This is a genomic window from Clostridium folliculivorans, assembly GCF_024341905.1.
In the GTDB taxonomy this organism is placed as follows: Bacteria; Bacillota; Clostridia; order Clostridiales; family Clostridiaceae; genus Clostridium_AR; species Clostridium_AR folliculivorans.
This window is the reverse complement of the sequence record NZ_BQXY01000017.1, coordinates 1-16,879: the sequence shown is the minus strand read 5'-3', so window position 1 is coordinate 16,879 and position 16,879 is coordinate 1. Positions and strand designations below refer to the sequence as shown.

Sequence of the window (16,879 nt, the reverse complement as noted above, 5' to 3'; positions counted from 1 at the left end):
TACATCTAAATAAAATTATATGTTAAAATGGGGACTAAGCCGTAACTTAATCCCCAGTAAATTATACTAATTCAAGTATAACTATTTCAGCTCCGTCGCCTCTTCTTGGGCCAACTTTATACATTCTTGTATAACCACCGTTTCTCTCAGTGTATTTTGGAGCAACATTTTCAAATAAGTTCTTCACTACTGCTTCTTCAGTAACAAAAGACAAAACCTGTCTTCTTGCATGAAGATCTCCTCTTTTAGCAAGAGTGATCATTTTTTCTGCAAGACTTCTAGCTTCTTTAGCTCTTGTTTCAGTTGTTTCTATTTTACCATGCTTTAAGAAGCTTGTAACAAGGTTTCTTAGCATAGCTTTTCTCTGATCAGTAGGACGACCTAACTTACGATATCCTGCCATAGCTTTACCTCCTTACCTACTCGTCATTTAATCTAAGACCTAAACCCAATTCTTTAAGCTTTCTTTCAACTTCTTCAAGGGACTTCTTACCAAGGTTTCTTACCTTCATCATATCATCCATTGATCTTTGAGCAAGCTCTTGAACAGTGTTTATACCAGCTCTCTTTAAACAGTTATATGATCTAACTGATAAATCAAGCTCCTCTATAGTCATTTCAAGTACTTTTTCTTTATTATCTTCTTCTTTTTCAATCATTATTTCAACATCATTAGTGTTGTCTGTAAGAGTCATAAATAACTTGAAGTGTTCTATAAGAATCTTTGCAGATAAGCTTATAGCTTCTTCAATCTTTATTGTTCCATTAGTCCAAACTTCTAAAGTTAACTTATCATAATCTGTGATTTGGCCAACTCTAGTATTTTCAACTGTGAAATTAACTCTTTTTACAGGAGTATATATTGAGTCCATTGCAATAGAACCTATTGGAAGATTGTCGCTCTTATTTTTATTTTGGGAAACATACCCTCTTCCTCTATTAACGGTAATTTCCACATACAACTTAGCATTTTCATCTAAAGTTGCGATATGTAAATCTTCGCTAACAACTTCTACATCACCATCAGTCTTTATATCAGCACCTGTAACTACTCCAGGTCCTTTTGCATCAATATATATAGTTTTTGGGCCATCTCCAGTCATTCTAAGAGCTAAGGACTTCATATTAAGAATTAATTCTGTAACATCTTCCTTCACACCAGTTACTGTAGAAAACTCATGGACTACACCATCAATTTTTACTGATGTTGGTGCAGCTCCTGGTAAAGAAGAAAGTAATATTCTTCTTAATGCATTACCAAGAGTTGTTCCATAACCTCTTTCTAGCGGTTCGATAACAAATTTACCATAAGTACCGTCATCGCTAGATTCAACACATTCGATTATTGGCTTTTCTATTTCTAACATTAACAAACCCTCCTTTTATATAAAATGGCAACCTTATTGTGAGGGCAACTGATCCTATATCTGCAAAGATTAAAAAACCTATACAAATATTACTGTTACTTGCTGTATAATTCGACGATCAGTGTTTCATTAACTGGAACATCGATGTCCTCTCTTGCAGGCTCAGCTACAACTTTTCCTTCAAAGTTGTCAGGGTTTCCTGTTAACCATTTTGGTAATGGCTTTGGATTTTCAGCAAAAACTTTGAACTTCTCAGAAGCTCTGCTTTTTTCTGATACTGTTACAACGTCATTTACTGATAATTTGTATGATGCAATGTCAACCTTCTTACCATTTACTAAGAAATGACCATGGTTAACTAATTGTCTAGCTTCTACTCTTGATGCGCCGTATCCTAATCTGAATGCAACATTATCAAGTCTTAATTCAAGAAGTTTTAATAGGTTTTCACCAGAAATTCCTCTTAATTTTTCAGCTCTTTTATAGTATGTTGAGAATTGGCTTTCAAGAACACCATATATTCTCTTTGCTTTTTGCTTTTCTCTTAATTGTACGCCATAGTTAGAAAGTTTCTTCTTGCTAGCTCCATGCTGTCCTGGTGCATAACTTCTTCTAACAAATGCGCATTTGTCTGTATAGCATCTATCCCCTTTAAGGAATAGTTTCATACCTTCTCTTCTACATAATCTGCATGTAGCTCCAGTATATCTTGCCATTAATTACACCTCCTAATTACGTAAACTATACTCTTCTTCTTTTTGGTGGTCTACATCCGTTGTGTGGTATTGGAGTAACATCTTTTATTAATGTAACTTCAAGACCTGCTGCTTGTAAAGATCTGATTGCTGCTTCTCTACCAGCTCCTGGACCTTTAACATAAACTTCAACACTCTTTAAACCGTGTTCCATTGCTGCCTTTGCAGCAGTTTCTGCTGCCATTTGAGCTGCATATGGAGTGCTCTTTCTTGAGCCTCTAAAACCTAATCCACCTGCACTTGCCCATGATAATGCATTACCTTGAACATCAGTTAAAGTAACAATAGAGTTATTGAAAGTTGACTTGATGTGTGCAGCACCATGTTCAACATTCTTTCTCTCTTTTCTTCTTCTTGTCTTCTTAACCTTTTGAGCTGCCATTGTCTTCCCTCCTCACTATTTCTTCTTGTTAGCTATAGTCTTCTTAGGACCTTTTCTTGTTCTAGCATTAGTCTTAGTCTTTTGACCTCTTACTGGAAGACCTCTTCTGTGTCTAATTCCTCTGTAAGAACCAATTTCAACTAATCTCTTAATGTTTAACGCAATGTCTCTTCTTAGATCACCTTCAACATTTAAGTTCTTGTTGATGTAATCTCTTACTGCGTTTACTTCTTCTTCAGTAAGATCCTTAACTCTTGTATCAGGATTTACTCCTGTTGCTTCAAGAATTTTGTGTGAAGTAGGTAGTCCTATTCCATATATATAAGTTAGACCTATTTCAACTCTTTTTTCTCTTGGTAGGTCAACACCTGCTATTCTTGCCATTAAAAGTTACACCTCCTGGTAATTGAAATGCGTTTTCTAAAGTTTCTAATTCATATTTTATATAAAAAATCTTAGGTCTATAGGTAACGCCTATAGTCAGCCGCACCTAAAATTTATTAGCATTAAGAAAATACCTATATAATCTTATTTTAGTTTTAGCAAAAAGTCAACAAATACTTTTATACTAATGTAAATTATTTTTCTTTTCTTATATTTTCTTATTAGCCTTGTTTTTGCTTGTGCTTAGGATTTTCACAGATTACCATTACTCTTCCTTTTCTTTTTATAACTTTGCACTTTTCGCAAATAGGCTTAACTGATGGTCTTACCTTCATCGCTAACCCTCCTCGTATTCCTTTAGAGGTCCAAAGATAATATCATATATTATCTTTAAACTACTCTGAATAGTATTTTCGCTAGCAAAATTTGATTGCTATTAATTTGATTTGTTAACACAAAATATTAAAATCTCTTAAGAATGCTATTTTGCTCTCCAAGTTATTCTACCTCTAGTTAAATCATATGGAGAAAGTTCAATAGTAACTTTATCTCCTGGTAGAATTCTTATAAAGTTCATTCTAAGCTTTCCTGAAATATGTGCTAATATCTTATGTCCGCTTTCTAACTCAACCTGAAACATAGCATTTGGTAGTGCTTCTAGCACCACACCCTGCATTTCTATTACATCATCTTTTGACATAAGGTAATCAGACCTCCTTGACAATGCCATTAAGTTTTAAAAATCTCTTTAATTTAAGATCTGTAGTATTATCTTTTGATAATATACATTCCTTAACATGTTCATCCACTTTATTAGTTAAAACTAAGTGTTTTAGTTTCTTTTTCTTTGGCATTTCTAATGTTTTTGTATTTCCATTAGCAAGCAAAACATATTCCTCATTTAACTGATCAACAATTACATAAGGTTTATCTTCATCTCTTCCTGCTTTTGAAAATACCATCTTGCCAATTAAAGTGTCTTTTTGCAAAGTTTTCACCTCGATGATTACCTTAGCCATAAATCAACATAGCCAATAAAATGGCAAGATGTGAATTTATAACTAAGCAACACGTATTTATTTTATCAGTGTCAATATTTCAGGGCCATTTGGTAGTATAGCTACAGTGTTCTCATAGTGCGCTGATAAGCTACCATCAACTGTTACTACAGTCCAATCATCAGATAATGTTTTAACATGATAATCCCCTATGTTAACCATAGGTTCAATTGCTAAAACCATACCCTCTGTAAGTTTAGGACCTCTACCTGGACGCCCGAAATTAGGAACTTCAGGATCCTCATGCACATCCTTACCAATGCCGTGTCCTACATAATCACGTACTACAGAAAATCCATTTGATTCAACATATTGCTGAATATCATAAGATATATCTGTCAATCTATTTCCTACATGAGCTTTTTCTATCCCTTTAAAGAAACTTTCTTTGGTCACATCTATTAACTTTTTTGCTTGATCAGAAATTTCACCTACAGCAAAGGTTCTAGCAGCATCGCTATGATATCCATTTAAAAAGACACCACCGTCAACGCTTATTATATCCCCTTCTTTTAATCTGTACTTTCCTGGAAATCCATGAACTACAACTTCATTAACCGATATACAAAGTGAACTAGGAAATCCATATAAGCCTTTAAAAGATGGTTTTGCTCCATGCTTAGTTATAAATTCTTCTGCAATTTTATCTAGTTCAGCTGTAGTTATTCCTGGTTTTATATTCTCTTCTAGAAGTAATAATACTTCTCCAAGAAGTCTTCCTGCTTTTCTCATTAGGTCGATTTCATTATCATTTTTTAATATAATCATTACTTATCGCTCCCTAATATGCGACAGATACTTTCAAAGACCTCATTGATTGCTTTAGTACCATCAACAACTGACAGCATATCTCTATTGCTATAAAAATCAATCAGTGGCTGTGTTTGTCTTTCATAGACATCTAGTCTTTCCCTAACGGTCTCTTCTGCATCGTCTTTTCTTTGAATGATATCACTTCCGCAAACATCACACCTGCCAGCTACTATTGGTGGGTTGAATTTTACATGGTAGCTAGCTCCACACGATGGACAAACTCTCCTACCAGTCATTCTTTCTAAAATAAATCCCTTTGGAACATCAATGCATAAAGATGTATCCAAGTTTTCTTCTCTATCCTGTAAAAATAACTGTAATGCCTCTGCTTGATGAACTGTCCTAGGAAAACCATCTAATAGATATCCGTTTTTACAGTCTTCTTGCTGAAGCCTATCTTTAACCATATTGATAGTCACATCGTCTGGCACGAGCTGACCATCATCAATATATTTTTTAGCTTCTACACCTAAAGGAGTATTTTCAGAAATATTCTTTCTAAATATATCACCAGTAGATATATGTGGAATGGAGTATCTATTACTTATTGATTTTGCCTGTGTTCCCTTTCCTGCACCAGGAGGACCTAATAATACTATTTTCACGGGCATCATCTCCATTGTTTAATCTATTTAAGGAATCCTTGGTAATGTCTCATAACAAGTTGAGATTGCAATTGTCTCATAACTTCAAGTGAAACACTAACTAATATTAGGAGAGATGTTCCCCCAAATGAAAGACCCTTAAAAGCTGTATAATTTTCTACTAATAGTGGTGATACTGCTATAATCGCAGCAAAAATACCACCTAATAATGAGATTCTATCTAAAAGTCTTGTTAAATAATCTGCTGTTGGTTGACCAGGTCTTATTCCAGGAATAAACCCTGCTGATTTATGCATATTCTCAGACATTTCTTCAGGTTTAAATGTAACCTGAGTATAGAACCAAGTGAAGAATATAGTTAATATAGCATAGATGACTAAATATAGCCATGTATCTTTATTAAATGGACTCCAAGTTCCAGCTATAATCCACTTAGACCATTCCTTTGTTGGGAAAAACTGAGCAATTACATTTGGGAATTGCATTACTGACATAGCAAAAATTATTGCTATAACTGTTGACCCTATTAAGCTTAAAGGAATATGAGTTGATTGTCCTTTATAAACTTTCCCACCAACTGCTTTTCCAGCATATTGTACAGTTATTCTTCTCTCAGAAAGAGATAAGAATATAACTGCTGCTAATAATGCAAGTGATGCTACAGCTAATAAAAATACTTCAACTATATTTGTATCGCCCTTGCTTTGAGTACTTAATACTGCACTCAAAGTTTGAGGGAATCTAGAAATGATATTTACAAATATTAAAAGTGAAATACCATTACCTATACCTTTAACTGTTATTTGATCTCCTAACCACATACAGAAGGTTGAACCAACTACCAATGTCAACATTATCAAAAATGTATTGAAAGGTGTATCAGTTTTTAATGCTCCTAAATTATGAATAAGAACATAAGTACCATATGCTGTTATAAAACCAAATGCTATTGACGCATATCTAGTAATCTTTTGAATCTTCTTTCTTCCCTCTTCACCTTCTTTTGAAAGTTGCTCAAGCTGAGGAATAGAAATATTCAACAACGACATTATGATTGATGCATTAATATAAGGAACAACTCCTAATGCAAATATACTAAATCTTTTAAAAGCACCACCAGAAATTAAATCATAGAATCCAAATAAACTTCCGGACTTAGTAAGGTTATCAAGACTAGTTGTATCAATTCCAGGAACAGGAATATGATTTCCTATCCTGAAAATTGCAACTAATACAAAAGTCCATATCAATCTTTTTCTTAACTCCGGAACCTTCCAGGCATTACGTAGGGTTGATAGCATTATTAGATCACCTCAACTTTTCCTCCAGCAGCAACTATTTTATCAGCCGCTGATTTTGAGAACTTGCAACCTTTTACTGTTAAACTCTTCTCAACATTTCCGTTTCCTAATATCTTAACTCCGTCAAGCACCTTACTTACTACTCTTCTTTCAAGTAATAAATCTGGAGTAACTTCTGTTCCATTTTCAAATACGTTTAATCTATCTACGTTTATTGTAACATATTCTTTAGCAAATATGTTTGTAAATCCTCTTTTAGGCAGTCTTCTGTAAAGTGGCATTTGGCCCCCTTCAAATCCTGGTCTAACACCACCACCAGATCTTGAATTTTGACCCTTTTCACCTTTACCAGCGTTTCTTCCTAATCCTGAACCAGTACCTCTACCTACTCTCTTTGGAGCTTTTTTGCTTCCAGCAGCTGGTTTTAACTCATGAAGTTTCATTTAAGTACACCTCCTTGTTATTAAACTTCTTCTACCTTTAACAAGTAGTCAACTTTGTTTATCATACCTCTGATTTGAGCAGTTTCCTCATGTTCTACTGTTTTACCGATTTTTCTTAGTCCAAGGGCATTTGCAGTAGCGATATGGTCCTTTTTTCTACCTATTAAGCTTTTAACTAATGTTACTTTTAGTTTAGCCATCGCCTAATCCCTCCTAACCTAAAATCTCTTCAACAGATTTTCCTCTTAATTTAGCTATATCCTCAGCTGTTCTTAAGCTTGCTAATCCGTTGATTGTTGCGTTAACCATGTTTCTTGGGTTATTAGAACCTAATGACTTAGCTCTAACATCCTTTAATCCTGCTAATTCTAGTACTGATCTTGCAGGGCCTCCTGCTATAACTCCAGTACCTTCTGTAGCTGGCATTATAAGAACCTTACCAGTTCCGAACTTACCATATATTTGGTGAGGTACTGTTGTTCCAACTATAGCAACCTCTACTAAGTTCTTCTTAGCATCTTCAATTCCTTTTCTAATTGCTTCAGGTATTTCAATTGACTTACCCATTCCAACGCCTACGTGTCCGTTGCCATCTCCTACAACTACTAGAGCGCTGAATCTGAAGTTTCTACCACCCTTAACAACCTTAGTAACTCTGTTTATGAAAACAACCTTTTCTTTAAGGTCTAGTGTGCTAGGATCGATTCTCATGTATTTCCCTCCTTATTAGAATTTTAGTCCTGCTTCTCTTGCACCATTAGCTAATTCTTGAACTCTGCCGTGATATACATATCCGCCTCTGTCAAAAACAACTTCTGTTATGCCTTTTTCAGCAGCTCTCTTAGCAACTAATTCGCCAACAAACTTTGCAGCTTCTTTATTGCTTCCAGCTTTTGCTGTAAACTCTTTATCTAGAGTTGAAGCAGATGCTAAAGTAACAGCATTAACATCATCTATTATTTGAGCATATATATTCTTTTCACTTCTATAAACTGAAAGTCTTGGTCTAGCTGAAGTACCGAAAACTTTCTTACGTACTCTAAGGTGACGTCTTTCTCTTGACGCTTTTCTGTCTACCTTCTTGAACATAAGGTTCACTCCTTTCTATTACTTCTTACCAGTCTTACCTTCCTTACGTCTGATAACTTCATCTGAGTATTTAATACCTTTACCTTTGTAAGGTTCTGGTTCTCTCCATGATCTTATATCAGCGGCAACTGCACCAACTTTTTCTTTATCAATACCTTGAACGAAAACTTTTGTAGTTCCCTCTAAAGCAAAAGTTACTCCATCAACTGGTTCTATTTCTACTGGGTGTGAGTATCCAAGGTTCATTACAAGCTTCTTACCTTGTAATTGTGCTCTGTAACCTACACCTACTAATTCCAATGTTTTTTGGAATCCATTAGTTACACCTGTAACCATATTATTTAATAAAGCTCTTGTTAAACCATGTAGAGCTCTGTGTTCTTTAACATCACTTGGTCTTGTAACAACCGCTTGGTTGTCTTCAACTGCTATTGTTATGTCCTTGTGCATAGCTTTAACTAGCTCTCCCTTTGGACCCTTTACTGTAACAACGTTGTCTGGTGTTACAGTAACAGTTACGCCAGCAGGGATAGCTATCGGCAATCTACCAACTCTTGACATAATTGCACCTCCTGTATTTTGGCATAAACGACCTAATATATTTATACTTAACCTATCTATATGGGATAGTAATTACCATACGTAGCAAATAACTTCTCCGCCTAGGCCTTCTTTTCTAGCTTCTCTATCAACAACTATACCTTTTGAAGTAGATATTACTGCAACTCCTAATCCATTAAGAACCTTAGGAATATCATCTTTCTTACAGTATACTCTTAAACCTGGTTTAGAGATTCTCTTTAATCCAGTTATAACTCTTTCTTTGTTAGAACCGTATTTTAAAGCGATTCTTAACATTGGTACAACACCATCATTGTACTCTTCAACATTCTTAATGTAACCTTCTTGTAATAATAAATTTACTACAGCCTTCTTTATGTTAGAAGAAGGTACCTCTACTACTTCATGTCTCACAGCATTTGCATTTCTTATACGTGTTAGCAAATCTGCTATAGGATCTGTCATAACCATTATATTGTGCCTCCTTTCATTACATCAATGATTTTACCAGCTTGCCTTCTTGCATCCAGGGATTTCTCCTTTGTAAGCAAGTTCTCTAAAACAGATACGGCAAATTCCGAATTTTTTAAGTACAGAATGTGGTCTTCCACATAATCTACATCTAGTGTAAGCCCTAGTTTGGAACTTAGGCTCTTTTTTCCATTTTTCAATCATTGCTTTACGTGCCATCGTAACCCTCCTTATTATTGAGCGAATGGCATTCCCAAGAATCTTAACAATTCTCTTGCTTCTTCGTCAGTATTTGCAGTTGTAACGAAGATAATATCCATTCCTCTAACTTTATCAACTTTATCGTACTCGATTTCTGGGAATATTAATTGTTCCTTGATTCCTAGTGAGTAATTTCCTCTACCATCAAAGGATTTGCTTGAAACTCCTCTGAAATCTCTAACTCTTGGAAGTGCTATTGACACTAATTTATCAGCAAATTCATACATCTTTGCTTTTCTTAATGTAACCTTGCATCCTAATGGCATATTTTGTCTGATCTTAAAGTTAGCAACTGACTTCTTAGCTCTTGTTATAATAGGTTTTTGACCTACTATTATTGTTAAGTCACTAACAGCTGATTCTAGGGCCTTAGGATTATCTTTAGCCTCTCCTACTCCCATGTTAACTATTATTTTTTCAAGCTTTGGAACTTGCATTACATTCTTATAACCGAACTTTTCCATCATTGCTTGAACTACTTCTTTTTCATATTTTTCTTGAAGTCTTGGCATAATTTTTTGTACCTCCTTTCAGATTCTAGAATGTTTCTCCACACTTCTTACATATTCTTACTTTAGTTCCGTCTTCTAAAACCTTATGGCTTATTCTAGTTGCGCTTTTACATTTATCGCAATATAGCATAACCTTTGAACTATATATTGGTGATTCAACCTTAATTATTCCACCTTGCATGTTTGTTCTGCTTGGTTTTTCATGTTTACTCACTATGTTAACACCCTTAACAAGAACTTTTCCTGTCTTTGGTGATACTTGTAAAACTTCACCGATTTTACCTGAGTCTTTTCCTGATATTACAACTACAGTGTCGTTCTTTCTTACATGTACCTTCATCTTAGCCACCTCCTAATCTATTATAGAACTTCAGGTGCTAATGATAAAATTTTGTTAAATTCCTTATCTCTTAGCTCCCTAGCAACTGGTCCGAAGATACGAGTTCCTCTTGGTTGCTTATCTTCCTTTATAATAACTGCAGCGTTTTCATCAAATTTGATGTATGAACCATCTGCTCTTCTTAGTCCTCTTACTGATCTAACGATAACTGCTTTTACAACATCACCTTTTTTAACAACTCCGCCTGGTGTTGCACTTTTAACACTAGCAACGATTATATCTCCGATGTTACCATACTTTCTTTTTGAACCGCCTAAAACTCTGATACACATTATTTCCTTTGCTCCAGAATTATCTGCAATTTTAAGTAAGGTTTGTTGTTGTATCATTGAATTACCCTCCTTTCGAAACTTAAGCCAAATTACTTAGCTCTTTCAATTATTTCAACAAGTCTCCATCTTTTATCCTTCGATAATGGTCTTGTTTCCATTATTTGTACTCTATCATTAAGTTTTGCTTCATTATTTTCATCATGAGCCTTAAACTTAGTAGTTCTATTAACTGTCTTTCCATACAATGGATGTCTTACCTTAGTTTCAACTGCAACTACTATAGTCTTATCCATTTTATCTGAAACAACTCTTCCTATTCTCTTTTTTCTTAATCCTCTTTCCACAGGACAAACCTCCTTTCAGACTATTGTTGGAATGCCTTCAATTCTTCTTCTCTTATTATTGTTTTAATTTGAGCTATTGATTTCTTAACTTCTCTTATTCTAATTGGATTCTCCAATTGGCCAGTTGCTAATTGGAATCTTAAATTGAATAATTCAGCTTTAAGGTCGTTTAATTTAACCTTTAAATCTTGAGGATTGCTTGATCTTAATTCTTTTAATTCTGTAGCTTTCATTATTCTTCACCACCCATTTCCTCAAAATCTCTTCTTGTAACGAACTTAGTTCTTACAGGAAGTTTGTGTGATGCAAGTCTCATAGCTTCTCTAGCTACTTCTTCTTGAACTCCTGATAATTCGAATAATACTCTACCTGGTTTAACAACTGCTACCCAGTATTCAGGTGAACCTTTACCAGATCCCATTCTTGTTTCAGCAGGTTTTTCAGTTACTGGCTTATCAGGGAATATCTTTATCCAAAGCTTACCGCCTCTTCTAATGTATCTGTTTATAGCTATTCTCGCTGACTCTATTTGATTGCTTGTTATCCATCCACAAGTTGTAGCTTGAATTCCGTAGTCTCCATACGCAAGGAAATTACCTCTTGTAGCTTTACCTGTCATTCTACCACGTTGTACCTTACGATGCTTTACTCTTTTAGGCATTAACATGATGTTATTCCTCCTTTCTTACTATGCGTTTACTTGTTCTTTCTCTACTTTTTTAGTTGGAAGAACTTCTCCATTGTAAACCCAAACTTTTACTCCAATTTTACCGTAAGTTGTATCTGCTTCAGCAAATCCGTAATCTATATCTGCTCTTAATGTTTGTAGTGGAATTGTTCCTTCATGATAAAATTCAGCTCTTGCAATTTCAGCTCCGCCAAGTCTACCTGAGCAAGCAGTTTTAACACCCTTAACTCCAGTCTTCATAGCTCTTTGAATTGTTTGCTTCATAGCTCTTCTGAATGATATTCTCTTTTCTAATTGTGAAGCTATATTTTCAGCCATTAATTGAGCATCAGCTTCAGCTCTTTTAACTTCCACTATGTTAATTAGAACGTTCTTTTCTTTTATGAACTTTTCTAACTTAACTTTTAGACTTTCAATACCAGATCCGCCTCTACCGATTATAACACCTGGTTTAGCAGTGAATATATTTAACTTTACTCTCTTTGCAGCTCTTTCTATTTCAATCTTAGAAATACCTGCTGAGTATAATTCTTTCTTCACGAATGTTCTTATTTGATGATCTTCAACTAAATTGTCTGCGAAGTTCTTCTTATCAGCATACCATTTAGCATTCCAATCCTTAATAACGCCAACTCTTAATCCATGAGGATGCACTTTTTGACCCATCTGTTTCCCTCCTTCTATTAAGCTCTTTCTTTAACAACTAGTGTTATATGACTTGTTCTCTTGTTTATTCTGAACGCTCTACCTTGAGCATGAGGTCTGAATCTCTTTAATGTTGGTCCTTGACCTACATGTGCTTGTGCTACAAATAATCTACTAACATCTAAACTATGATTGTTTTCAGCGTTAGCAACAGCTGACTTAAGTACTTTATTTATTACTTCAGCAGCATCCTTTGGAGTATATTGTAATATAGCAAAAGCTTCATTAACATTTTTTCCTCTTATTAAATCAAGAACAACTCCTACTTTTAAAGGAGACATTCTTACATACTTAGCTATAGCTTTAGCTTCCATTCTAAGTTCCTCCTTTCCAGGCTATTACTTTCTCTTTGAAGTCTTTTCTGTATCAACATGACCTTTGAAAGTTCTTGTCAATGCAAATTCACCTAATTTATGTCCAACCATATCTTCTGATACATAAACTGGAACGTGCTTTCTTCCGTCATGTACAGCAATTGTATGACCAATCATTTGTGGGAATATAGTTGAGCTTCTTGACCAAGTCTTTACAACTTTCTTGTCACCAGCTTGATTCATTTCTTCTATTTTCTTCATAAGACCAGCATGCACGAAAGGTCCCTTTTTAGTTGATCTACTCACTAGAATATCCTCCCTTCACTTTCCGAATAAGTTAGTAAGTTATGAAGAGAATTAAACACTCTCTTCATACTACTTGTTGTTTCTTCTCTTAATGATGAATCTATCTGAGTATTTTTTATGCTTTCTTGTCTTGTATCCAAGAGCTGGTTTACCCCATGGTGTTAATGGAGATGGTCTACCTACTGGTGACTTACCTTCACCACCACCGTGTGGATGGTCTACTGGGTTCATTACAGATCCTCTTACAGTTGGTCTCCAACCCATGTGTCTCTTTCTACCAGCTTTACCTATCTTGATGATTTCATGTGTTAAGTTTGATACAGTACCTATAGTAGCTCTGCATTCAATTCTAACATATCTCATTTCACCTGAAGGTAATCTTAAAGTAGCATATCCGCCTTCTTTAGCCATTAGCTGAGCAGCTGTACCAGCTGATCTAACCATTTGGCCACCCTTACCGGCTTGTAATTCTACATTGTGTACAAATGTACCAACTGGAATGTTCTTTAAAGGAAGAGCGTTTCCTGGTTTTATATCTGATTCTGGTCCTGATACTATTACATCTCCAACTTTTAATCCAACTGGAGCAAGTATGTATCTCTTCTCACCATCAGCATATACAACAAGTGCTATATACGCAGATCTGTTAGGATCATATTCTATAGTAGCAACCTTTGCTGTAATTCCATCTTTGTTTCTCTTAAAATCGATAATTCTGTATTTTCTCTTAGCTCCACCACCGTGGTGTCTAACAGTTATTTTACCCTGTGCATTTCTACCACCAGTATTACTTAATGATACAAGAAGTGATTTTTCTGGTATATCAGTAGTTATTTCTTCGAAAGTAGACATAGTCATATTTCTTCTTGATGGTGTGGTAGGGTTAAACTTCTTAACTGCCATTTAAATTCCCTCCTTCTTACGCTTATCTGGCCTTATGACCAATAACTGCTTTTATTGTTATTGCATTCCTTCAAAGAATTCAATATTCTTGCTATCTGCTGTAAGCTTAACTACAGCTTTCTTGAAGTCAGCTCTCTTTCCGATGTGAACGCCAACTCTCTTTGTTTTTCCTTCAAATCTCATAGTTTTAACATCTTCAACTGTTACGCCGAAAACTTCTTCTACAGCTTTCTTTATTTGAACTTTGTTTGCTGTTTTATGAACTATGAAGGTGTATTTTTTTTCTGCCATTATCGCCATACTCTTTTCAGTAATAACTGGCTTTCTTATTATATCATGGCTATTTAAATTCATTATGCGTACACCTCCTCAATCTTAGCTACTGCATCTTTAGTGATCACTAGCTTATCATATTTCAATAAATCATAAACATTAATATTATTTACTGGAATTACTGCAACTCCAGGAATATTTCTTGCTGATTTATATACATTTTCGTTTGATTCAGCAGTTACTATTAATGTCTTCTTTGCTTCTAAAGCATTTAAAAGACCAATAACTTGCTTTGTCTTTGGAGCTTCGAAATCTAAACCTTCAAGAACTAATAAGCTGTTATCAACTACTTTGCTGCTTAATGCAGATTTCATAGCAACTCTTCTCATAGTTTTAGGTATAGATACTCTATAACTTCTTGGCTTTGGTGCAAATACAATACCACCGTGTGCCCATTGTGGTGATCTAGTTGAACCCTGTCTTGCTCTACCAGTTCCTTTTTGTCTCCATGGCTTTATTCCACCACCTGAAACTTCAGCTCTTGTTTTAGCTGATTGAGTTCCTTGTCTTTTATTAGCAAGCAATGCTACAACTACTTGATGCATTGCATGTTCATTTATTTCAACTCCGAACACATTTTCATTTAATTGGAAATCTCCAACCTTTTGTCCTTCTTTATTAAATAATCCTACTACAGGCATCATTATTCCTCCTTTCTACAGAAAATTAACCCTTAACTGTGTTTCTTATAACTACAGTTCCCTTATTAGGACCTGGGATACCACCCTTTATTAGTATAAGATTCTTTTCAGGCATTACTTTTACAACTTCTAAGTTAAGAACAGTTGTATTTTCAGCACCCATATGTCCAGGCATTTTCTTATTTTTAAATGTTCTTGATGGATCTGAAGAAGCTCCCATTGAACCAACAGATCTGTGGAACTTAGAACCGTGAGTCATTGGTCCTCTGTGTCCATTCCATCTCTTTATTGTTCCTTGGAATCCCTTACCTTTTGATATACCAGAAACATCGATTTTTTCTCCAACTTGGAATAAGTCAGCTTTTATTTCTTGACCTACTTCATAAGCTGATACATCTTCAAGTCTGAACTCTTTAAGACGTCTCTTTAATGCAACACCAGCTTTTGCAAAGTGTCCTTTCATTGGCTTGTTAACCAACTTTTCTCTTACATCACCAAATCCAACTTGAATTGCTTCATAACCATCTTTTTCAATAGTCTTCTTTTGAACAACTACACATGGACCAGCTTCAATAACAGTTACTGGAACAACCTTACCATTTTGATCAAATATTTGAGTCATTCCAATCTTTTTTCCTAATATTGCTTTTTTCATGTGGTTACACCTCCTAAACTTATTAGCGGATTACTTTCAAGCAATCATAATAGTTCAAAATCATAAAAACTTATAATCTAAAATTAAAGCTTTATTTCGATATCTACACCTGCTGGAAGATTTAATCTCATTAACGCATCAACAGTTTTTGGTGATGGATTAACTATATCGATTAATCTCTTGTGAGTTCTGATTTCGAACTGCTCTCTTGAATCCTTATATTTGTGAACTGCTCTAAGAACTGTTATAATGTCTTTTTCAGTAGGTAGTGGAACTGGTCCTGCAACCTTTGCTCCAGTAGCCTTAGCAGTTTCAACAATTTTCTCAGCTGATTGATCTAATATTGTGTGATCAAACGCTTTTAATCTGATTCTTATTTTTTGTTTTGACATTTGCTTTCCCTCCTTTTCATGTACGCATTACTTCTTACGCACAACAGCGGAACTTCTGTAAACTGCACCGGGTGTTTCGTAATTTTAGAAATAGTCATACAGATTCCCTGTCGTCGGATTCTAGATCCAGACATACTCATCAAGAATTACCGGGAAGTCCCGCAACCTCTTGATTCATCACTGTTTGCTTTGCAACTTCTTTATTATACTATGAACAAATTTGATTTTCAAGCTTTTTTTATCTTTTTACTTCATCTTTGCTAAATAATCTATTTATTATACTTTTCGAGAAATTTGTCTGCAAATTCTGTTAAATTACTACACATTTTCTTATTTTGCTTATTTTTTATTTTTCTATTCATTTTAATATGTAGTAAATCAAAACAATCAAACTTTTTCGCGTATTTGCCTTTTCCAATATATCTTATAGTAAAATTAAATACCCAATGCATTTTTCTTCTCATTCTTTACATTTGGAGTGATTAATCTTTTATCACCTTAAAATTTGTTCCACTCAGAGCTTACTTCATTATAGATTTTTAAAAATAATAAAAATAGCAAGTAAAGACGTCTCTTTACTTGCTATTTAAGGCCTTTTTGAACTTATGAATTAATATTGCGCTTATTAATTCACGTTTAAGTATATACTCGAACCATTCCTTTACTCCAAATAATAATCCTAGTTTGCGCAAACTATTTTCATTATTCAGATTCAGGCATATTTCCCGAAAGTTCAACCGGTACTAAAGGAAAGCAATTTATATAAATTATAATTTAATACTAATTAAATGTTTAAGAATATTAGCCGATGATGCTAGTAACAACACCTGAACCTACAGTTCTTCCACCTTCTCTTATAGCGAATCTTAATCCTTCATCCATCGCTACTTGAGTGATTAGTTCAACGTTCATGTCGATGTGGTC

Annotated in this window: 33 protein-coding genes; all 33 read right to left on the bottom strand. The window is 34.7% G+C overall.

Features of this window, described 5'->3' with window-relative positions:
• Positions 1 to 61: 61 nt before the first annotated feature.
• Entirely contained in the window at positions 62 to 403 is a 342-nt protein-coding gene (gene rplQ, locus OCU55_RS23135; protein ID WP_128211299.1) for a 50S ribosomal protein L17, read from the bottom strand.
• A gap of 16 nt (positions 404 to 419) precedes the next feature.
• A complete protein-coding gene (locus OCU55_RS23130) occupies positions 420 to 1,367 on the bottom strand; it encodes a DNA-directed RNA polymerase subunit alpha (protein WP_183279190.1) in 948 nt (315 codons plus the stop codon).
• Between the two features lie 95 nt (positions 1,368 to 1,462).
• A complete protein-coding gene (gene rpsD / locus OCU55_RS23125) occupies positions 1,463 to 2,083 on the bottom strand; it encodes a 30S ribosomal protein S4 (RefSeq protein WP_261854630.1) in 621 nt (206 codons plus the stop codon).
• 25 nt (positions 2,084 to 2,108) lie between these two features.
• Positions 2,109 to 2,504 carry a 30S ribosomal protein S11 gene (gene rpsK / locus OCU55_RS23120; protein ID WP_128211296.1) on the bottom strand — a complete coding sequence of 132 codons (396 nt, stop codon included), beginning with the start codon at positions 2,502 to 2,504 and terminating at the stop codon, positions 2,109 to 2,111.
• 15 nt (positions 2,505 to 2,519) lie between these two features.
• On the bottom strand, positions 2,520 to 2,888 hold the full coding sequence (gene rpsM / locus OCU55_RS23115; protein WP_128211295.1) for a 30S ribosomal protein S13: 369 nt from the start codon (positions 2,886 to 2,888) through the stop codon (positions 2,520 to 2,522).
• 221 nt (positions 2,889 to 3,109) lie between these two features.
• Positions 3,110 to 3,223 carry a 50S ribosomal protein L36 gene (gene rpmJ / locus OCU55_RS23110; RefSeq protein WP_003373491.1) on the bottom strand — a complete coding sequence of 38 codons (114 nt, stop codon included), beginning with the start codon at positions 3,221 to 3,223 and terminating at the stop codon, positions 3,110 to 3,112.
• 146 nt (positions 3,224 to 3,369) lie between these two features.
• Positions 3,370 to 3,588, bottom strand: coding sequence for a translation initiation factor IF-1 (gene infA, locus OCU55_RS23105; protein WP_005212092.1), 219 nt, complete (start codon positions 3,586 to 3,588; stop codon positions 3,370 to 3,372).
• A gap of 7 nt (positions 3,589 to 3,595) precedes the next feature.
• Positions 3,596 to 3,877, bottom strand: coding sequence for a KOW domain-containing RNA-binding protein (locus OCU55_RS23100; RefSeq protein ID WP_261854629.1), 282 nt, complete (start codon positions 3,875 to 3,877; stop codon positions 3,596 to 3,598).
• A gap of 87 nt (positions 3,878 to 3,964) precedes the next feature.
• On the bottom strand, positions 3,965 to 4,714 hold the full coding sequence (gene map / locus OCU55_RS23095; RefSeq protein WP_261854628.1) for a type I methionyl aminopeptidase: 750 nt from the start codon (positions 4,712 to 4,714) through the stop codon (positions 3,965 to 3,967).
• Positions 4,714 to 5,364 carry an adenylate kinase gene (locus tag OCU55_RS23090; protein ID WP_261854627.1) on the bottom strand — a complete coding sequence of 217 codons (651 nt, stop codon included), beginning with the start codon at positions 5,362 to 5,364 and terminating at the stop codon, positions 4,714 to 4,716. Before OCU55_RS23090 ends, map begins: the two co-directional genes overlap by 1 nt.
• Positions 5,365 to 5,387: 23 nt before the next feature.
• The gene (secY, locus tag OCU55_RS23085; RefSeq protein WP_261854626.1) at positions 5,388 to 6,665 is read right to left on the bottom strand and encodes a preprotein translocase subunit SecY; all 1,278 of its coding nucleotides are present in this window, start codon (positions 6,663 to 6,665) and stop codon (positions 5,388 to 5,390) included.
• Between the two features lie 2 nt (positions 6,666 to 6,667).
• Positions 6,668 to 7,108: a 50S ribosomal protein L15 gene (gene rplO, locus OCU55_RS23080; protein WP_261854625.1), complete on the bottom strand. Its 441-nt coding sequence runs from the start codon at positions 7,106 to 7,108 to the stop codon at positions 6,668 to 6,670.
• 20 nt (positions 7,109 to 7,128) lie between these two features.
• A complete protein-coding gene (rpmD, locus tag OCU55_RS23075; RefSeq protein ID WP_128211290.1) occupies positions 7,129 to 7,308 on the bottom strand; it encodes a 50S ribosomal protein L30 in 180 nt (59 codons plus the stop codon).
• A 13-nt stretch (positions 7,309 to 7,321) separates the two neighbouring features.
• Positions 7,322 to 7,819: a 30S ribosomal protein S5 gene (gene rpsE, locus OCU55_RS23070; protein ID WP_206871090.1), complete on the bottom strand. Its 498-nt coding sequence runs from the start codon at positions 7,817 to 7,819 to the stop codon at positions 7,322 to 7,324.
• A gap of 15 nt (positions 7,820 to 7,834) precedes the next feature.
• On the bottom strand, positions 7,835 to 8,197 hold the full coding sequence (gene rplR, locus OCU55_RS23065; protein ID WP_183279197.1) for a 50S ribosomal protein L18: 363 nt from the start codon (positions 8,195 to 8,197) through the stop codon (positions 7,835 to 7,837).
• A gap of 18 nt (positions 8,198 to 8,215) precedes the next feature.
• Positions 8,216 to 8,758, bottom strand: a complete 543-nt coding sequence (rplF, locus tag OCU55_RS23060) for a 50S ribosomal protein L6 (RefSeq protein ID WP_261854624.1) — start codon at positions 8,756 to 8,758, stop codon at positions 8,216 to 8,218.
• 72 nt (positions 8,759 to 8,830) lie between these two features.
• The gene (rpsH, locus tag OCU55_RS23055; protein ID WP_183279199.1) at positions 8,831 to 9,229 is read right to left on the bottom strand and encodes a 30S ribosomal protein S8; all 399 of its coding nucleotides are present in this window, start codon (positions 9,227 to 9,229) and stop codon (positions 8,831 to 8,833) included.
• A gap of 33 nt (positions 9,230 to 9,262) precedes the next feature.
• Entirely contained in the window at positions 9,263 to 9,448 is a 186-nt protein-coding gene (locus tag OCU55_RS23050) for a type Z 30S ribosomal protein S14 (RefSeq protein ID WP_128211285.1), read from the bottom strand.
• Positions 9,449 to 9,462: 14 nt separating this feature from the next.
• Complete coding sequence (rplE, locus tag OCU55_RS23045; protein WP_200271875.1) at positions 9,463 to 10,002, bottom strand: 50S ribosomal protein L5; 540 nt, start codon at positions 10,000 to 10,002, stop codon at positions 9,463 to 9,465.
• 25 nt (positions 10,003 to 10,027) lie between these two features.
• Complete coding sequence (rplX, locus tag OCU55_RS23040; protein ID WP_261854623.1) at positions 10,028 to 10,342, bottom strand: 50S ribosomal protein L24; 315 nt, start codon at positions 10,340 to 10,342, stop codon at positions 10,028 to 10,030.
• Positions 10,343 to 10,362: 20 nt separating this feature from the next.
• Entirely contained in the window at positions 10,363 to 10,731 is a 369-nt protein-coding gene (gene rplN, locus OCU55_RS23035) for a 50S ribosomal protein L14 (protein ID WP_183279202.1), read from the bottom strand.
• 32 nt (positions 10,732 to 10,763) lie between these two features.
• The gene (rpsQ, locus tag OCU55_RS23030) at positions 10,764 to 11,018 is read right to left on the bottom strand and encodes a 30S ribosomal protein S17 (protein ID WP_261854622.1); all 255 of its coding nucleotides are present in this window, start codon (positions 11,016 to 11,018) and stop codon (positions 10,764 to 10,766) included.
• A 20-nt stretch (positions 11,019 to 11,038) separates the two neighbouring features.
• Positions 11,039 to 11,251 (bottom strand): 50S ribosomal protein L29, encoded by a 213-nt coding sequence (gene rpmC, locus OCU55_RS23025; protein WP_200271879.1) that lies wholly within the window; start codon positions 11,249 to 11,251, stop codon positions 11,039 to 11,041.
• On the bottom strand, positions 11,251 to 11,685 hold the full coding sequence (gene rplP, locus OCU55_RS23020; protein ID WP_261854621.1) for a 50S ribosomal protein L16: 435 nt from the start codon (positions 11,683 to 11,685) through the stop codon (positions 11,251 to 11,253). The genes rpmC and rplP overlap by 1 nt, the downstream gene beginning before the upstream one ends.
• A gap of 21 nt (positions 11,686 to 11,706) precedes the next feature.
• Positions 11,707 to 12,372, bottom strand: coding sequence for a 30S ribosomal protein S3 (rpsC, locus tag OCU55_RS23015; protein WP_261854620.1), 666 nt, complete (start codon positions 12,370 to 12,372; stop codon positions 11,707 to 11,709).
• 17 nt (positions 12,373 to 12,389) lie between these two features.
• Entirely contained in the window at positions 12,390 to 12,725 is a 336-nt protein-coding gene (gene rplV, locus OCU55_RS23010; RefSeq protein ID WP_183279207.1) for a 50S ribosomal protein L22, read from the bottom strand.
• A 24-nt stretch (positions 12,726 to 12,749) separates the two neighbouring features.
• Positions 12,750 to 13,031, bottom strand: a complete 282-nt coding sequence (gene rpsS, locus OCU55_RS23005) for a 30S ribosomal protein S19 (RefSeq protein WP_128211276.1) — start codon at positions 13,029 to 13,031, stop codon at positions 12,750 to 12,752.
• A gap of 69 nt (positions 13,032 to 13,100) precedes the next feature.
• A complete protein-coding gene (gene rplB, locus OCU55_RS23000; RefSeq protein WP_261854619.1) occupies positions 13,101 to 13,934 on the bottom strand; it encodes a 50S ribosomal protein L2 in 834 nt (277 codons plus the stop codon).
• Between the two features lie 57 nt (positions 13,935 to 13,991).
• Positions 13,992 to 14,288 carry a 50S ribosomal protein L23 gene (gene rplW, locus OCU55_RS22995; protein ID WP_200271886.1) on the bottom strand — a complete coding sequence of 99 codons (297 nt, stop codon included), beginning with the start codon at positions 14,286 to 14,288 and terminating at the stop codon, positions 13,992 to 13,994.
• Positions 14,288 to 14,908 (bottom strand): 50S ribosomal protein L4, encoded by a 621-nt coding sequence (gene rplD / locus OCU55_RS22990; protein ID WP_200271973.1) that lies wholly within the window; start codon positions 14,906 to 14,908, stop codon positions 14,288 to 14,290. The genes rplW and rplD overlap by 1 nt, the downstream gene beginning before the upstream one ends.
• A 25-nt stretch (positions 14,909 to 14,933) precedes the next feature.
• A complete protein-coding gene (rplC, locus tag OCU55_RS22985) occupies positions 14,934 to 15,563 on the bottom strand; it encodes a 50S ribosomal protein L3 (RefSeq protein WP_261854618.1) in 630 nt (209 codons plus the stop codon).
• An 83-nt stretch (positions 15,564 to 15,646) separates the two neighbouring features.
• Positions 15,647 to 15,955 carry a 30S ribosomal protein S10 gene (gene rpsJ / locus OCU55_RS22980; RefSeq protein WP_200271890.1) on the bottom strand — a complete coding sequence of 103 codons (309 nt, stop codon included), beginning with the start codon at positions 15,953 to 15,955 and terminating at the stop codon, positions 15,647 to 15,649.
• 801 nt (positions 15,956 to 16,756) lie between these two features.
• A partial coding sequence (locus tag OCU55_RS22975; protein ID WP_486598820.1) for an EF-Tu C-terminal domain-related protein occupies positions 16,757 to 16,879 on the bottom strand: 123 nt, incomplete at its 5' end.

What these genes read in the sequence shown, in the direction of transcription:
- rplQ (WP_128211299.1), bottom strand. Translation starts at nt 403, where the DNA reads ATGGCAGGATATCGTAAGTTAGGTCGTCCTACTGATCAGAGAAAAGCT.
- OCU55_RS23130 (WP_183279190.1), bottom strand. Translation starts at nt 1,367, where the DNA reads ATGTTAGAAATAGAAAAGCCAATAATCGAATGTGTTGAATCTAGCGAT.
- rpsD (WP_261854630.1), bottom strand. Translation starts at nt 2,083, where the DNA reads ATGGCAAGATATACTGGAGCTACATGCAGATTATGTAGAAGAGAAGGT.
- rpsK (WP_128211296.1), bottom strand. Translation starts at nt 2,504, where the DNA reads ATGGCAGCTCAAAAGGTTAAGAAGACAAGAAGAAGAAAAGAGAGAAAG.
- rpsM (WP_128211295.1), bottom strand. Translation starts at nt 2,888, where the DNA reads ATGGCAAGAATAGCAGGTGTTGACCTACCAAGAGAAAAAAGAGTTGAA.
- rpmJ (WP_003373491.1), bottom strand. Translation starts at nt 3,223, where the DNA reads ATGAAGGTAAGACCATCAGTTAAGCCTATTTGCGAAAAGTGCAAAGTT.
- infA (WP_005212092.1), bottom strand. Translation starts at nt 3,588, where the DNA reads ATGTCAAAAGATGATGTAATAGAAATGCAGGGTGTGGTGCTAGAAGCA.
- map (WP_261854628.1), bottom strand. Translation starts at nt 4,714, where the DNA reads ATGATTATATTAAAAAATGATAATGAAATCGACCTAATGAGAAAAGCA.
- secY (WP_261854626.1), bottom strand. Translation starts at nt 6,665, where the DNA reads ATGCTATCAACCCTACGTAATGCCTGGAAGGTTCCGGAGTTAAGAAAA.
- rplO (WP_261854625.1), bottom strand. Translation starts at nt 7,108, where the DNA reads ATGAAACTTCATGAGTTAAAACCAGCTGCTGGAAGCAAAAAAGCTCCA.
- rpmD (WP_128211290.1), bottom strand. Translation starts at nt 7,308, where the DNA reads ATGGCTAAACTAAAAGTAACATTAGTTAAAAGCTTAATAGGTAGAAAA.
- rpsE (WP_206871090.1), bottom strand. Translation starts at nt 7,819, where the DNA reads ATGAGAATCGATCCTAGCACACTAGACCTTAAAGAAAAGGTTGTTTTC.
- rplR (WP_183279197.1), bottom strand. Translation starts at nt 8,197, where the DNA reads ATGTTCAAGAAGGTAGACAGAAAAGCGTCAAGAGAAAGACGTCACCTT.
- rplF (WP_261854624.1), bottom strand. Translation starts at nt 8,758, where the DNA reads ATGTCAAGAGTTGGTAGATTGCCGATAGCTATCCCTGCTGGCGTAACT.
- rpsH (WP_183279199.1), bottom strand. Translation starts at nt 9,229, where the DNA reads ATGGTTATGACAGATCCTATAGCAGATTTGCTAACACGTATAAGAAAT.
- OCU55_RS23050 (WP_128211285.1), bottom strand. Translation starts at nt 9,448, where the DNA reads ATGGCACGTAAAGCAATGATTGAAAAATGGAAAAAAGAGCCTAAGTTC.
- rplE (WP_200271875.1), bottom strand. Translation starts at nt 10,002, where the DNA reads ATGCCAAGACTTCAAGAAAAATATGAAAAAGAAGTAGTTCAAGCAATG.
- rplX (WP_261854623.1), bottom strand. Translation starts at nt 10,342, where the DNA reads ATGAAGGTACATGTAAGAAAGAACGACACTGTAGTTGTAATATCAGGA.
- rplN (WP_183279202.1), bottom strand. Translation starts at nt 10,731, where the DNA reads ATGATACAACAACAAACCTTACTTAAAATTGCAGATAATTCTGGAGCA.
- rpmC (WP_200271879.1), bottom strand. Translation starts at nt 11,251, where the DNA reads ATGAAAGCTACAGAATTAAAAGAATTAAGATCAAGCAATCCTCAAGAT.
- rplP (WP_261854621.1), bottom strand. Translation starts at nt 11,685, where the DNA reads ATGTTAATGCCTAAAAGAGTAAAGCATCGTAAGGTACAACGTGGTAGA.
- rpsC (WP_261854620.1), bottom strand. Translation starts at nt 12,372, where the DNA reads ATGGGTCAAAAAGTGCATCCTCATGGATTAAGAGTTGGCGTTATTAAG.
- rplV (WP_183279207.1), bottom strand. Translation starts at nt 12,725, where the DNA reads ATGGAAGCTAAAGCTATAGCTAAGTATGTAAGAATGTCTCCTTTAAAA.
- rplB (WP_261854619.1), bottom strand. Translation starts at nt 13,934, where the DNA reads ATGGCAGTTAAGAAGTTTAACCCTACCACACCATCAAGAAGAAATATG.
- rplW (WP_200271886.1), bottom strand. Translation starts at nt 14,288, where the DNA reads ATGAATTTAAATAGCCATGATATAATAAGAAAGCCAGTTATTACTGAA.
- rplD (WP_200271973.1), bottom strand. Translation starts at nt 14,908, where the DNA reads ATGCCTGTAGTAGGATTATTTAATAAAGAAGGACAAAAGGTTGGAGAT.
- rplC (WP_261854618.1), bottom strand. Translation starts at nt 15,563, where the DNA reads ATGAAAAAAGCAATATTAGGAAAAAAGATTGGAATGACTCAAATATTT.
- rpsJ (WP_200271890.1), bottom strand. Translation starts at nt 15,955, where the DNA reads ATGTCAAAACAAAAAATAAGAATCAGATTAAAAGCGTTTGATCACACA.